At 31.2% G+C, this 14,004-nt stretch carries 17 protein-coding genes; 4 read left to right on the forward strand and 13 right to left on the reverse strand.

Translation table 11 applies throughout. The features are described 5' to 3' along the window. Positions 1-70: 70 nt before the first annotated feature. Together ACWI69_RS10385 and ACWI69_RS10390 are read right to left on the reverse strand one after the other, a co-directional pair. Positions 71-586, reverse strand: a complete 516-nt coding sequence (locus tag ACWI69_RS10385; RefSeq protein ID WP_448821766.1) for a superoxide dismutase family protein — start codon at positions 584-586, stop codon at positions 71-73. A gap of 18 nt (positions 587-604) precedes the next feature. Beyond that, positions 605-1,339, reverse strand: a complete 735-nt coding sequence (locus ACWI69_RS10390) for a substrate-binding domain-containing protein (protein WP_448821767.1) — start codon at positions 1,337-1,339, stop codon at positions 605-607. 159 nt (positions 1,340-1,498) lie between these two features. Between ACWI69_RS10390 and ACWI69_RS10395 the strand changes: the two genes are divergently transcribed. Together ACWI69_RS10395 and ACWI69_RS10400 are read left to right on the forward strand one after the other, a co-directional pair. After that, a complete protein-coding gene (locus ACWI69_RS10395; RefSeq protein WP_448821768.1) occupies positions 1,499-2,275 on the forward strand; it encodes a YlmH/Sll1252 family protein in 777 nt (258 codons plus the stop codon). A 10-nt stretch (positions 2,276-2,285) separates the two neighbouring features. After that, a complete protein-coding gene (locus ACWI69_RS10400) occupies positions 2,286-3,299 on the forward strand; it encodes a molybdopterin-binding protein (protein WP_448821769.1) in 1,014 nt (337 codons plus the stop codon). 58 nt (positions 3,300-3,357) lie between these two features. On the opposite strand, the gene ACWI69_RS10405 is transcribed toward ACWI69_RS10400, so the two are convergent. The 8 genes from ACWI69_RS10405 to ACWI69_RS10440 form a co-directional block, all read right to left on the reverse strand. Continuing rightward, the gene (locus tag ACWI69_RS10405) at positions 3,358-4,245 is read right to left on the reverse strand and encodes an aldose epimerase family protein (protein ID WP_448821770.1); all 888 of its coding nucleotides are present in this window, start codon (positions 4,243-4,245) and stop codon (positions 3,358-3,360) included. 24 nt (positions 4,246-4,269) lie between these two features. Further along, on the reverse strand, positions 4,270-4,803 hold the full coding sequence (locus tag ACWI69_RS10410; RefSeq protein ID WP_448821782.1) for a peptidylprolyl isomerase: 534 nt from the start codon (positions 4,801-4,803) through the stop codon (positions 4,270-4,272). 134 nt (positions 4,804-4,937) lie between these two features. Beyond that, positions 4,938-5,591: a hypothetical protein gene (locus ACWI69_RS10415; protein WP_448821771.1), complete on the reverse strand. Its 654-nt coding sequence runs from the start codon at positions 5,589-5,591 to the stop codon at positions 4,938-4,940. Then, positions 5,591-6,823 (reverse strand): NAD(P)/FAD-dependent oxidoreductase, encoded by a 1,233-nt coding sequence (locus tag ACWI69_RS10420; protein WP_448821772.1) that lies wholly within the window; start codon positions 6,821-6,823, stop codon positions 5,591-5,593. Before ACWI69_RS10420 ends, ACWI69_RS10415 begins: the two co-directional genes overlap by 1 nt. Then, positions 6,823-7,959, reverse strand: a complete 1,137-nt coding sequence (locus ACWI69_RS10425) for a THUMP domain-containing class I SAM-dependent RNA methyltransferase (protein ID WP_448821773.1) — start codon at positions 7,957-7,959, stop codon at positions 6,823-6,825. The genes ACWI69_RS10420 and ACWI69_RS10425 overlap by 1 nt, the downstream gene beginning before the upstream one ends. After that, complete coding sequence (locus ACWI69_RS10430) at positions 7,960-9,039, reverse strand: AI-2E family transporter (protein WP_448821774.1); 1,080 nt, start codon at positions 9,037-9,039, stop codon at positions 7,960-7,962. Positions 9,040-9,068: 29 nt separating this feature from the next. Further along, a complete protein-coding gene (locus ACWI69_RS10435; RefSeq protein ID WP_448821775.1) occupies positions 9,069-9,467 on the reverse strand; it encodes a NusG domain II-containing protein in 399 nt (132 codons plus the stop codon). An 8-nt stretch (positions 9,468-9,475) separates the two neighbouring features. Continuing rightward, positions 9,476-10,375: a phosphatidylserine decarboxylase gene (locus tag ACWI69_RS10440; protein WP_448821776.1), complete on the reverse strand. Its 900-nt coding sequence runs from the start codon at positions 10,373-10,375 to the stop codon at positions 9,476-9,478. Between the two features lie 68 nt (positions 10,376-10,443). On the opposite strand from ACWI69_RS10440, the gene mgsA reads away from it, so the two are divergent. Beyond that, positions 10,444-10,812 (forward strand): methylglyoxal synthase, encoded by a 369-nt coding sequence (gene mgsA, locus ACWI69_RS10445; protein ID WP_448821777.1) that lies wholly within the window; start codon positions 10,444-10,446, stop codon positions 10,810-10,812. Between the two features lie 33 nt (positions 10,813-10,845). On the opposite strand, the gene ACWI69_RS10450 is transcribed toward mgsA, so the two are convergent. Next, entirely contained in the window at positions 10,846-12,354 is a 1,509-nt protein-coding gene (locus tag ACWI69_RS10450) for a nicotinate phosphoribosyltransferase (RefSeq protein WP_448821778.1), read from the reverse strand. Positions 12,355-12,451: 97 nt separating this feature from the next. On the opposite strand from ACWI69_RS10450, the gene dtd reads away from it, so the two are divergent. After that, positions 12,452-12,898: a D-aminoacyl-tRNA deacylase gene (gene dtd, locus ACWI69_RS10455; protein WP_448821779.1), complete on the forward strand. Its 447-nt coding sequence runs from the start codon at positions 12,452-12,454 to the stop codon at positions 12,896-12,898. Positions 12,899-12,951: 53 nt separating this feature from the next. Here dtd and tpx read toward each other — a convergent pair whose 3' ends face one another. Together tpx and ACWI69_RS10465 are read right to left on the reverse strand one after the other, a co-directional pair. Beyond that, entirely contained in the window at positions 12,952-13,458 is a 507-nt protein-coding gene (gene tpx, locus ACWI69_RS10460; RefSeq protein ID WP_448821780.1) for a thiol peroxidase, read from the reverse strand. A 29-nt stretch (positions 13,459-13,487) separates the two neighbouring features. After that, positions 13,488-14,004: alpha-hydroxy-acid oxidizing protein (locus ACWI69_RS10465; RefSeq protein ID WP_448821781.1), on the reverse strand; the 517-nt coding region annotated here is incomplete at its 5' end.

Genomic DNA, 14,004 nt, shown 5'->3' on the forward strand with positions numbered 1-14,004 from the left:
CACCTTTGCACATCAAAAATCCTTAAACTAAAATAATACAAAAAAAGAGGAGCAAGTCCTCTTTTTTCACCTAATTAGTTGGAATAATTCCTGCCGCAATTCTTCCTCCACCTCCGCCTAAAGGTGATGGCGTATCTGAATGATTATCACCATGCATATGGATCATCAAACTTTTTCCCTTTATCTCATCCAATGACAGTCTTGACGACAAGACTGGTTGTTGTGCTACACCTGTTGAATCTACATACAGTGCTGGTAAATCTCCTTTATGGCTATCATCTTCCCAAGGAAGTCCATGCTTTTTGGTATTTTCTGGGTCATAATGTCCTCCTGCAGCTCCACCCTTGACCGATTTTCCAGTTTTTTTATCAACCGTACTCTCTATACTTCCATGTTCATGAACATGAAATCCGTGAAGCCCCGGTGGTAATCCCTCTAAATTTGGCTTAAACTCCACCCCATACTTAGTTTCTTTAATCTCGACCGTTCCTATTTTATTTTTCGTTTCTAAATTAACCATATCTACAGTTAATGCATAACTTAAACTTGATGCTAGCAATAATGTTGCTAATGTTTTTAATCTCATAGTTTTCACCTTCCCTATTTAGTCTTCCCAACCATATTTTTTCCACACATCATCATACTTGGATGATAAAATTTCATTATACATTCTTTTAGCTTCAGGATTTTTATTCCCTTGCTCTGTAAGTGCCACCAATGCTGGTCTAAAAATTTTATTTTCATCATCTAACTCTACAAAATTTGAGTTTTTAAATCTTTTCTCCCAAGGCTTCCAAATTATAACAGCATCAACACTCTCATCTTCTTCCCATTTTTTAACGGCTAATGCACTATTTGGAGCAAAATACTTAATGTTTTTTCTCACCTTATTTATAAGAGATATATCTTTTGTTTTTCCCACCATATCTTCCCATAAACTAATTTGTCCTGCACCATCTACAACAATGACATTTACATTCTCTTTCGCCAAATCATTTATTGTTTTTAGTTTCTTAGGATTTTTATCTCTTACTAAAATCCCAGCTTCTCTAAATTTTATAGCTCTTATACTGGACTTATCAATATCTTTTAATTTATTTGTAAAATCGCTCATCATAAACTCTGAACCTGAAAAGATTAAATCTCCATTGTTCTTAGCTTGTTCTATCCAACTACCCGTAGGACCCACTTTTAAATTTATCTTTTCTTTTTTTTCGCTCATTATTTTTTCAGATATTTCTTTAAATACTGGAGCAGGACCTCCCGGACCATATATATTAACTTCGCCCAGCGCTATTATAGATGTCAAAAAAAATAAACTCAAATATTTTTTTGTCATTTTTATCCTCCATTTGTAAGTATTCTAATTTTGTATTAATTACAAAAAGACTGTAACATAAAAAAGTTTTTATGTCAAGAGCTACACAAAATAGTTAATAAACTGATATAATACTACTATCAATAATTCCAAAACATTTCAAATGAAAGCGAGCAATATATGAATAAAAAATATTTTTACAATTTTTTTCCAAATGAAGATGAGTTTTTAATAGCTTCTATTTGGGATGATATATCTCTATGCTTAGATATCGATTATCCTGTTTATGGTTCAATTTTTTTACCCCCACAAGTTTGCCTAAAACTTCGTGAAGTTTGTAAATTTATCGACATAGATATACACAAAGTGGGATTAACTCCTGAAAGTGAGAAGCAATTAGTAGTATTTACACCAAAAAATTTTGATTCTTCACTTTTAGATAAAGTTGTTACTTACTTTAAAATTGACGCATCTAATAAATTTAAAATCTTACATCATAAAGATTTTTTAGGTGCTATTATGAGTCTTGGTTTGAAAAGAGAAACTTTAGGTGATATTATTGTCAAAAATAATATTGCTTATTGTGTAGCTATAAATGATATTTTCAATATCATCAAAGATAATCTTTGTCAAATCAATACTATCCCCATAAATATCAGTAATATTTCTCCTTCCGAAATTCCTCCACTGGAATTTAAAGAGATTATCTGCACTGTCTCGTCTTTACGACTTGATTCAATTGTATCTTCCATTGTTAACTCCTCCAGAAATATCAGTACAGAATTAATTGAAAACGGAGAGGTTTTTATTAACTATAATGTTGAAAAAAGTAAAAATAAAATAATTGCCATGACTTCTATAATCACAATTCGAAAAAGAGGAAAATTTATTTTAGAAAAAAACTTGGGTGAAAATAAAAAAGGAAAAGTTAAAATTCTTATAAGACAATACATTTAAGGAGGTTTTTATGAAAACTGTTAAAACTGTTGATGCCGTAGGTATGATTTTATGTCATGATATAACAAAAATTGTTCCCGGCGAATTTAAAGGGGTCGCATTCAAAAAAGGACATATTATAGAAGAGTCTGATATTCCAGAACTACTAAAACTTGGAAAAGATAATCTTTATGTATGGGAATATCAAGAAGGTACTCTCCATGAAAACGACGCCGCTATTAGAATAAAAAAGCACGTTGCCGGCGAAGGATTAGAATTTTCTGCAATTAAGGAGGGAAAAATTGATTTTATCGCCAATACAGATGGACTTTTAAAAATTGATGTAGACGAACTTTTAAAAATAAATAGTTTAGGAGAGATTATTATTTCTACTTTGCACAATAATACACCTGTCAAAAAGGGAACAAAAGTAGCAGGAACAAGAGTTATTCCATTAGTTATCAGTGAGAATAAACTTATAGAAATGGAAACTATCTCAAAAGAGAATATTATTAAAATTTTACCTATTAAAGCTAAAAAAATAGCTATTATAACGACGGGAAATGAAGTTTTTTTTGGAAGAATAGAGGATAAATTTGGTCCTATTCTAACTAAAAAAGTTCAGGAATATGGTTGTGAAATTGTTTATCATTCCTTTTCTTCAGATGAAAAAGAGATGATAAAGGAAAAAATACAAGAAGCGCTAGACAGTCAAGCTGAACTTATTCTTTGTACTGGAGGTATGTCTGTAGATCCTGATGACAGAACCCCTCTGGCTATAAAAGAGATGGGAGGAGAGTTGATCACCTACGGTTCTCCGGTATTACCCGGAGCCATGCTATTGCTAGCTTATCATGGTGATAGAGCTATTTTAGGATTACCAGGTTGTGTTATGCACTCGAAAAAAACCGCCTTTGATTTGGTTTTACCTAGAATTTTGGCAGATGAGAAAATTACTTTCAAGGATATTGCTGCATATGGTCATGGCGGACTTTGCTTAGATTGTCCAATTTGTACTTTTCCGCACTGCTCTTTTGGGAAATAACTTTACATACTAAAAAAAGCTCCTATACAAAACTCATCTTTGTATAGGAGCTTTTATTCTAATAAAATCTCATTATCTGTGAATATTTTTTTTGCTCATTTGAATTTAATCTTTGAATCTCTTTTTTATTTTCAGCTTTATTAGAACCATTTGTGAAATCTGTTATTCCAGCCCATGGCTCTAGACAAATAAATTCACTTGAATCTGTACTTGTCCACAGTGTTAACACCGGTAAATTCTCAAATATAAATTCAACACCATGAGAGGATTTCAAATGTTTTATATTTAACTTTTGATTCTTTATTCCATCAAATACTAACGCGTCTTTAGCAAACTTTTCTTTTGATAAAACAAATTTTTCAGATACAGTTATTTTTTCTGGAATTTCAGATAAAAAAGAACCATTTTTTTCATCAATTTTGTATAGGTTACACTCTTCTCTTTTAAACTCTAAATAATAGTTCTCAAAAGTTTTATCACTGTCATAGTTACAATAAAAAGCTGTATGACCACCAATATGGTAATATATCTCAACAACATCATTATTTCTAACTATATAGTTATGATATAATGTATCTTCCACTAGTATATATTCTACTACTAAAGAGAAATTATAGGGATACCTTTCCTTTGTATATAGAGTTGGTTTTAGTTGAAATTTTGCTGTTGTATTTGTAATTTCTAAAATTTCAAACTCCAAATCTCTAGCAAATCCATGTTTAGTCATTGGAAGAGTCACTCTCTCATTTTTTCCTAAAGGATAATCTATTTCTCCACCTAAAATATTTCCTATAAAAGGAAATAAATTCGGAGCACTTTTTTTAAAATTTCCTTCAGTCCCCGGCCAAATATACTCTATATTATTATCTTTATTTATAACACTTTTCAACTCTGCACCAAACTTGTTGATTAGTACCGTTAACTTTTCATTCTCTATTTTCACCATGAGAACTATCCCCCTATTTTAAAATTAGTATTGTACTAAATTTGGAAATTGAGAATCCAATATTTCATCCATTTGAGCTGTAAATTCAGCATTTTCTTCATTTTTCAAAAACTCTTCTACATCTCCTGTAATTTCAATTTTCTCAATAATATCTCCTTGCTTTACCGAATCTACAACTTTTTGATCAGCATCAGATGCAACCTCACCAAAAATCGTATGCTTATAATTTAACCAAGGAGTTTCAACATGAGTTATAAAAAACTGAGAGCCATTTGTTTCTGGTCCAGCATTAGCCATTGCCAAAACACCTTTTTTATCAAAAACTACTCCCTCTTTAAATTCGTCTATAAATTGATACCCCGGTCCACCTGTTCCTGTCCCTGTTGGATCTCCACCTTGAATCATAAAATCTTCAATCACTCTATGAAACTTAATACCGTTATAGTAACCTCTCATTGCTAAATGTGCAAAATTTAATACTGTCACTGGTGCTACTTCTGGGAAAAGAACCAGGTTAATATCCCCTCTTGTTGTAACTATCTTAGCGTTTAATTTCACTTCTTTCATATTTCTTACCTCCATATTTTTTCCTAAAACAACTCTTGGTTTTGCAAACATCTTTTTCGAAAGAAAAAAGACAATAAATACTGCCAATAGAATCAAAATCTGCTTAAATCCTTTTTCCATTCTTACTAGTCCTCCATTTTAAAAGCTTCTTTGTATGTTTCCAGAAGTTCTCCTTCCGAAATAACCCCGTAAATTTCATAAGGCCATTTAGATTCTAACTTCTTTTTTAATTGATTGATATCTTTTTCAACTACTAAGTACTTATCCTCTATATCTCTAAGTTTTTCTCTCACTGGTTGCAGCTTATAGATTATATCAAATTGCTCCTCCTCTTGTATAGTATCTTTTAATAAGTTTTCTAAATTTTGCTCCTCTATCGCCAATTGATTATATCTAGTAAATACTTTCTCCTTTTTATCTAACAATCTATCTAATTTATATTTAAAAAATTTTTTTACAACTGTAGCTCCTGATTTCCCTTCTAATTCCCCCCTTTTTTTCAGATATTCCTGGATTTTTTCAAAAGATAAATTATTTTTTTTCCTTATCTCTTCTATCATTTCCTTAAAAGAGTTGAATTCTTCCTCATTCATTTTATCCATTTTCATCTCTAAAAGGGCACCATATATTTTTTCATATGGCAATAAAACTTTTTCTTTCAAAATCTCTTCACCTGAAATATCACCCATTTCTCTCAACTTATCTAACTGGATTGAAGTAATTTTTAAAACCGTTAAAACTACTTCTTGAGCATAACTTATAAACTCATCTTTTCTCATTATTCTCTCTCCTTCCTTCCCATAGATTTTCCAGCTAAAACTCCCATGGAACACGCCGCTTGAATATTGTATCCTCCAGTATCTCCATCAATATCTAAAATTTCACCAACTAAATATAGTCGCTCCAACTTTTTTGATTCCAAAGTTTTACTGTTTACTTCATCTAATGAGACTCCTCCTCTTGTTACCATAGCCACCTCAAATCCTCCAACTTTTGTTATCTCCATCCTATTTGAAGTCAATAGCTTAATTAAGCTCTCTCTTTTTTCTCTTGAAAGCTCTGCCAATTTTAATTCTCCATCTACATTTACAACAGATAATATTGTTTTTACAAATCTTTCTGGTAAAAAATATTGTGCCAAAAATTTTTTTATTGTTTTTTTCCCATTTCTATTCGTCTCTTCAATTAATTCTTTATTTAGATCTACATATTCTTTTCCAACATAATTTATTTCTAACTGACTTCCATTTTCAACAAATCTTGAATTATCTAGTATAGCTGGTCCACTAAAATTCGTATGTGTCAACAACACCGCTCCATTTTTCTCTATAATTTTTTTATTTTCTCTCCAGATAGCAACCCTAACATTTTGAAAACTTATTCCAGAAAGTTCTTGAAAAATGTAATCTCTTACATATATAGGAGTCAGTGCTGGTTTGGGTGGTATAATTTTATGACCAAATTCTTTTGCTATCACATAACCATCACCTGTAGTCCCAACTTCAGGATAGGATTTTCCACCAGTTGCCAAAACTAAGTTATCACAATTATATACCCCTCTATCTGTAAAAATAGAAAATATACCTAATTTTTTTTGAATTTTTTCTATTTTTGTACTTACCATTATTTCAATATTCAAACTCAACATCTTCTTTTTCAAAAGCTCTACTACATCTAAAGAACTAAATGTTTCTGGAAAATACTTTCCAGTTTCTTCCACTAGAACTAAAGGTAATCCATTCTCTCTAAAAAAATTTTTCAACATTTCTGGTGAATATCTATTCAAAGAATCTTTTAAAAATTTTCCATTTTTTCCATATTTATCAAAAAATTCTTTTGGTTTTCCAGTGTGAGTCAAATTACATTTTCCACTTCCCGCGATCAATATTTTGTTCCCTATACGTTTATTTTTCTCTAAAAGTGCTACTTTAAAACCTCTTTCTGCTGCTGTTATAGCTGTGAATATTCCACCTGGACCTCCCCCAACCACAATTAAATCAAAATTATTCATCATTTAGCTCCATAGTATTGATAGTAGTGACATTTTATTCCCCCATTATATAATTTTCTATTTTTTGTAGCCTTCTTTCCAAAAACCTCTTCAAAATTTTCGTAAGAAGTGATTATATAGTAAGACCATTTCGGAAATCTCATTCTAAAAATATCTCCCATAAGCCCATATAATCTTTCCACAGCAACATCATCTAATAATCGATCTCCGTATGGAGGGTTTACTATTATACATCCTTTTTCTGCCATTGTTTCTAACTCCAAGAAGTTCATACATTTTAATTCAATTTCCTCATCTACTCCAGCTCTTAAAGCATTGGATTTTGCTATCTCTATAGTTTCAGTATCTATATCAGAAGCGTATATTTTTACCTCTTTATCATAATCTTCTCTCGAAAAAGCCTCATCTCTTAAATCAATCCATAAATTTTCTGGTATGAGACTCCATTTTTCAGATGCAAAATTTCTATTGACTCCTGGCGCTATATTTCTCGCTATCATAGCCGCCTCTATTGCAATGGTTCCTGTTCCACACATTGGGTCTAACAATGGTCTTTCTCCGCCTTTCCACCGACTTAATAATACCAATGCAGCCGCCATTGTCTCCTTCAAAGGTGCTTCATTTATTAAATTCCTGTATCCTCTTTTATGTAATCCCTCTCCACTTGTATCAATCATAACTAAAAAAATGTCGTTATGTGCTTGAATTTTCACTCTATAATGAGCTCCTGTTTCTACAAGTTTTTCCGTTTGATAAGCTACTTTAAGCCTTTCAACTATCGCTTTTTTTACAATTTTTTGAATATCAGACTTTGAAAAAAGTTTACATTTTACTGAACTTACCCAACTTATTGGAAACTCTCCATCTATTGAAATTATATTCTCCCAAGGTAGCCTCTTAATATTTTCAAATAGATTATCAAAAGTTAATGCCTTAAACTCCCCCATCTTTATAAAAACTCTATCAGCACATCTTAAATGTAAATTAGCTTCTACAATATCCTGCTCATTTCCATCAAATTCAACTCTTCCATTAAACGCTTCAATATTTTCAAACCCTAACTCTTTACACTCATCTTTAACAATACTTTCTAATCCCATTGTTGTTGATGCTATCAACCTAAACTTTTTACTCATCTATTCACTCCTTCTTTTTAAACGCTCTAAATATATAAATTTTATAACTACGAACACTGGAACTCCTAAAAACATTCCTAAAGGTCCAAAAAAACTTCCACAGACCATCACTGCCACGATAGTCCAAAAACTACTCATTCCAACAGATTCCTCCATTATTTTTGGTCCAATTACAAACCCATCTACAGCCTGCCCTATCCCAATAGCTATAAAAAGATAGACTACTTTCAATGGTGCCGCCAACAAGATTAAAAATGTTGCTATTGTTCCAGCTACTATAGATCCCACATAAGGAATCATATTTCCTATTCCCACCATAACTCCACTTAAAAGAGCATATGGCACTTTTGCTATCAAAAGTACTAAAAACACTAAAAAACCTACAACTGTAGACGTCAATATTCTACCTAAAATATATTTTAAAAATACATCATTGACTTTTCTAACAAATTCTACACCATATCTGGCTTTTGATTTCGTAGTAAAAAGTAATAAAACATTTTCTAAAAATTCCATAAAATACTCTTTACTATACATTAAATAAAGAGAAATAAAAACTCCAATAAAAAAATTAATTACTCCCATTAAGCTTCTTAAAACTCCAGCTCCCAACCCAAAAGCTAAATTTTTAAAATTCCCTAAATTAGTTTTTGTAAAACTTATAAGATTATTTTCTATCTCTTTAGGATCAAAAAATAATAAATTCTTTTCTTTTAAAAAATTTATTAAATACTCCGCATTTGAAGTTAAACTTGTTAACATTGTTGGAAACTTCTCCACCAAATCACTTATACTATTTATGATATTTGGTATAATAATTAAAATTAATCCAATAATGACAGCGAAAACTATTATTAAACTTATCCCAATTGATAACGATCTTCTCATTCTTACCTTATTTTCAAGTATTTTTACAAGTGGGCTAACTAATACCGCTATAAAAATAGCATATATAAATGGTGTTATTGAACTAACCATCTGACCTATAATAGAAGTCAGTTCATTATTATATTGCAAAAATGTTTGAATTAATACAACAAACACTCCAACTATAAAAAGATGAAAATATTGTTTTTTCATAAAATCTCCTCTTCTATAAATCTAAATATTCATTTTATTACAAAGTCTATATCATCTGTTTTTTCATTTACTTTTCCAGTCACTTTAATTATCAGTCTATCGGGGACTCCAATTATAACTTCTCCCGGCTGTCCTATCCACCCCTGCTTTACATTTAGTTTCAACGGAGAGTTTGAAGTTGTAACTCTTATTTTTTTATCTTTTATTTTTACATTAACCCCACCTATATCGGTCGGAACAAAAATATCTTTTTCCTCTACCTGCAATGGGTATACATATTTCAATTGATTATTCACATAGACCTCAGCACTAGCAGCATCTGTTGCTTTAAACTTTGTTATTTGAAATCCTAACACAACAAATAGACCAATCAATACTATATAAACTACTATATCCCCTTTTCTAAAATATTTTTTTTTCTTTTTCACAAACACACCTACTTAGCTTTTCCTATTTTTTCACCCATGTACACTTTAGTTTCTATCCCTTTACTACTATTTTCTAAAATATCCCTATCAAATTCCACTTTATCTTTCTGAAAAAGTAAAATACATGAAGAGCCTCCAAAGAAAAAATATCCTTTTTCTTCACCTTTTTTTATCAACGTATTTGGCTTGTATGTTTGCTTTATTCCACCTACCATTGTAGCGCCAATTTCACTTAAAACTATTTCTCCAAATTTTTTAGTCTTTAAGACTGAAATCTCTCTTTTATTCTCACAATAAACTCTAAAATTCTTTTTTATTGCATAAGGTGATACAGAGTAATAGTACCCATCAATTAACTTAGACTCACCTATTATTCCTTCTGCTGGAAAATGAAATCTATGATAGTCAACTGGTGCCAATCTTATAATCACTATTGTTCCATCTTGAAATTTTTTAGCTTCCTCTTTATCCATTAAAAACTCTTCTAATGTAAATTCATCTCCCTTTAGAAAAAATTTTGTTGTTTCTTTTAAATCATCAAAAACTAATATTTTTCCATCTGCTGGGGAAATCAATGAATCTTCGTTGTCATCTATCTCTCTTGCTCCCTCTTTTAGCTCTCTTATAAAAAAATCATTAAAAGATATAAACTCTTCAATTCTTTTCTTCGATTCGTTCATGTCTATAGAGTTTTCTTCTACAAAGGGTTTTATTTTTTCTATTGATGATCTCTCTGACATCTTTTTTCCATAATAATCTGTTAAAAATTTTTTTCTAACAACTAAATTTAGAGGTAATTTTCCTAAAGGATTATAATACAAAAATTTTAAAAATGCTTCTCCCGGTGGAATTTCTGTTTTTATTTCCCCAGTTTCTCTCTCAATATAATTAATTTTATCAAAACTCATATACTTACTCCTTCTATATATTAATTTTTTATTGTATAATAATTACAGTAAAACTTATGGAGGTTAAAATGAAAAAAATAGCATTAATCGCTCATGACAACATGAAATCAGAAATGGTTAGCTTCGCAAAAAAATATGAGCACATCTTAGCAAAATACCCTCTCGTTTCAACTGGTACAACTGGACTTAGAGTTATGGAAGCAACCAATTTAAAAATTCACCGTTTTAAATCAGGACCAATAGGTGGTGATCAACAAATTGGTGCCGAAGTGGCTACTGATAATATCGCAGCTATTTTATTTTTTAGAGATCCTCTGACATCTCAGCCCCACGAACCAGATATATCTGCACTCATTAGAATTGCTGATGTTCATAAAGTTCCAATCGCCACAAATTTAGCTTCCGCTGAATTACTTATTATTGGTTTAAATAAATGACTATAATAGGCTGACAACAAGTCAGCCTATTTTTTAATTTATTTGGCTTTTTATCTCTTTAATAAGAGTATATTTTAACTCAAGTAAATCATTGGACAAGTCTACCTTATATTGATGCGGATTTTCCAACCTTTTTCTTTCTTCTGATACTTTACTTAATGAATCTAAATAGTACTCTCTAGAATTCAAAACATTCCTAAGTTCAGCACTTTCTTTCATTACCACACCATTTTTTACAAATTCACGTGTTATCTTTTTATAGGTATATTCTCCACATCTTAATAAGCTCGACTTAAATTCATATTTTTCATCTCTAATTAATAAATCGTCTCCTTTTAATAATTTATTTTTATCGGAGTCCTCATTCACAAGAGTTATTAGGTCAGCATATGCAAATCCCTCTTTATCATAAATTCTATAGACCTCTTTGAAGCCCGGATTTGAAATTTTTATGACATCCTCCGAAAGTTTTATAACAGGTTTGTAGTCAATTTCTACAATCTTATAAACCCCTCCAAAACACGGGTTAGATTTGCTCACGGCAATAGCATCTCCTACGCCAAAAATATCCACACAAGCACCTTGCTCTTTTAGAGATTTTATCAGAGCCTCATTTAAAGAGTTTGTTAAAAATATCTTTGCTTTTTTTAAACCTGCAGCATCCAACTCTTTTCTACATTTTTTTGATAAGTATGCCAAATCACCAGAATCGATTCTAACTCCATAATTTCCTCTGTATGAATCATCTATTCCATTATCTTTAAAACTTTGAATTGCATTTTTTAAACCTATTCCCAACGTATTATATGTATCTATCAATAAAATTAAAGAATTTGCTTTTCTTTCTCTTCTATATTTTATGAAAGTATCAAACGCTTTTTTTTCGGCCGAAGCTCCAACACCAAAAGCTTGTATAAATGAGTGTGCCATTGTTCCAACACTGGGAACACCATATTTATACTCTGTAACTATATTAGAGTGTGATAAACATCCTCCTATTATCGAGGCTTTTGTTCCTGATACCGCACTGTCAAACCCGTGTGCTCTTCTGCTTCCAAACGAACTAACTGGAATTGGGTAAGCTGCTCTTGTTATTCTAGAGGCTTTTGTTGCTATAGCTAGTTGCATATTCATTAAATTCAAAATTGGCGTTTCTAAAATTTTAGCTTGAATTAGAGGAGCTTTTATTGAAATTATAGGTTCATTTGGATATGCAATTTCCCCATCTCTCATAGCATAAATATCTCCTGTAAACTTCATTTTTACTAAATATTCTAACAGATGCTCCTCCTCTATTATTTTAGAAAAATACTCTCTTTTTTCATTTTCAGTGGTTTCATTCAAAATTTCAATCAACTCAATTACTTCTTGAACTCCCGATACAACAGCAAAACCGCCATCTTCAGTCTTTCTAAAGTACATATCAAATATGGCTTCCTTCTCTTCCATACCTTCCATTAAAAATATATCACTCTCTGTATACTGATACCTATCCGAATTAATAACTTTTGCAAAATCTGTTAAAATCCTTTCTCTCCCCATATTGTACCTCTTCATAAAATATTTATTTTTAATTTTCTCAATAATTATATCATTTTTATGGTATAATTAGCAATAAAAATAGAAAAGGAGTTGCTTTATGAGAGCTGTTATACAGAGAGTTAAACGTGCCAGCGTGACAGTTGATAATCAAATAACTGGAGAGATTAAACAAGGGTTTCTTGTTCTTTTAGGAGTTACCCATACAGATACCGAAAAAGAAGTCGATTGGTTAGCAAAAAAAATTACTGATTTAAGAGTTTTTAATGACTCTGAAGATAAAATGAATTTAGGATTAAAAGATGTCAATGGTGAACTTTTAATTATTTCTCAGTTCACTCTATATGGAAACTGTATCAAAGGGCGTCGTCCTGCTTTTGTTGATGCTGCTAAACCAGATTTAGCAAATGATCTGTATGAAAAATTTCTAAAAAAATGTAAAGATTTTGGATTTAAAACTGAAGCTGGTATTTTTGGAGCTGATATGAAGGTTGATCTTCTAAATGATGGTCCCGTTACTTTAATTATAGATACCGAGCAAAGGTAAAAAAAGAAGATCAAATTTCCCTAATCAGGAAACTGATCTTCTTCATTATTTTATTATAACTTTTTTAATGCTTCTAAAGCAGCGTCATAATTAGGCTCTTCTGTAATCTCTTTCAAATACTCAGTATAAGCAACTTTCCCTGCCTTATCTACGATAATTACAGCTCTTGAAGTTAATCCAAGTTCTTTTATATATAGCCCATAGTTATGAGAAAACTCTCTATCTTTATAATCTGAAGTCGTCATTGCATTTTTAATATCTTTAGCCCCACAGAATCTGCTTAATGCAAAAGGTAAGTCCATAGAAACTGTTAAAATAACAACATCCTCTAATTTCGCAGCCTCTTTATTAAATCTAATTGTTTGTAATTCGCAAACAGGTGTATCTATTGATGGCATAGCTGAAATAACTACAGTTTTTCCTTTTAAATCATTTAAAGAAAGAGGTGATAGATCAGTTTTTGTAACAGTAAAGTTAGGAGCAACATCTCCAACAACAATCTCTTTTCCTACTAATGTTAAAGGACTTCCACCAAATGTAATAACGTCTTTTCTTTCCATAATAAAACCTCCTAATTTTTGTATCTAAATTATACTTTTTTAGTGTATAAAATGCAAGAAAAATTTTTGAAATTTTTTACATCATCCGCTCCACTTAATATCATGCTTTGATAAAGCTGACTTTTAAGTGTCTCAAGAATCACCTTAACTCCCTCTTGTCTTCCTCCAATAGATCCCCAAATTATAGGTCTCCCAATTAAAACTCCAGAAGCCCCAAGTGCCAGATACTTAAGAATATCACCCCCTTCTCTTACTGCCCCATCTGCTAAAACGATTATATCATTCCCCACAGCCTGAGATATCTCTTGCAAAACTTCAGCAGGAGCAAAAGTTTCGTTCAAGCAACGTCCTCCATGATTAGAAACTACAATAGCAGCCGCCCCAGCTTCAACACACATTTTTGCTTCATCAACAGTTAAAATTCCCTTTATAATAACAGGCAGAGTTGTTGATGAAGTAATCTCTTTTAAATCTGCCAAAGTTTTAGGCCCTACTGGTTGATTAAACAACTTCATTGTAACAAGACCTGCTCCATCTACATCAATT

It is taken from the genome of Cetobacterium sp. (assembly GCF_977044495.1).

Bases quoted from the DNA above. Each gene is read 5' to 3' on its own strand.
- ACWI69_RS10440 (WP_448821776.1), bottom strand. From the start codon at position 10,375: ATGAGTTTTGATAAAATTAATTATATTGAGAGAGAAACTGGGGAAATA.
- ACWI69_RS10390 (WP_448821767.1), bottom strand. From the start codon at position 1,339: ATGACAAAAAAATATTTGAGTTTATTTTTTTTGACATCTATAATAGCG.
- ACWI69_RS10415 (WP_448821771.1), bottom strand. From the start codon at position 5,591: ATGAGAAAAGATGAGTTTATAAGTTATGCTCAAGAAGTAGTTTTAACG.
- ACWI69_RS10405 (WP_448821770.1), bottom strand. From the start codon at position 4,245: ATGGTGAAAATAGAGAATGAAAAGTTAACGGTACTAATCAACAAGTTT.
- dtd (WP_448821779.1), top strand. From the start codon at position 12,452: ATGAGAGCTGTTATACAGAGAGTTAAACGTGCCAGCGTGACAGTTGAT.
- mgsA (WP_448821777.1), top strand. From the start codon at position 10,444: ATGAAAAAAATAGCATTAATCGCTCATGACAACATGAAATCAGAAATG.
- ACWI69_RS10400 (WP_448821769.1), top strand. From the start codon at position 2,286: ATGAAAACTGTTAAAACTGTTGATGCCGTAGGTATGATTTTATGTCAT.
- ACWI69_RS10430 (WP_448821774.1), bottom strand. From the start codon at position 9,039: ATGAAAAAACAATATTTTCATCTTTTTATAGTTGGAGTGTTTGTTGTA.
- ACWI69_RS10425 (WP_448821773.1), bottom strand. From the start codon at position 7,959: ATGAGTAAAAAGTTTAGGTTGATAGCATCAACAACAATGGGATTAGAA.
- ACWI69_RS10395 (WP_448821768.1), top strand. From the start codon at position 1,499: ATGAATAAAAAATATTTTTACAATTTTTTTCCAAATGAAGATGAGTTT.
- tpx (WP_448821780.1), bottom strand. From the start codon at position 13,458: ATGGAAAGAAAAGACGTTATTACATTTGGTGGAAGTCCTTTAACATTA.
- ACWI69_RS10450 (WP_448821778.1), bottom strand. From the start codon at position 12,354: ATGGGGAGAGAAAGGATTTTAACAGATTTTGCAAAAGTTATTAATTCG.
- ACWI69_RS10420 (WP_448821772.1), bottom strand. From the start codon at position 6,823: ATGAATAATTTTGATTTAATTGTGGTTGGGGGAGGTCCAGGTGGAATA.
- ACWI69_RS10385 (WP_448821766.1), bottom strand. From the start codon at position 586: ATGAGATTAAAAACATTAGCAACATTATTGCTAGCATCAAGTTTAAGT.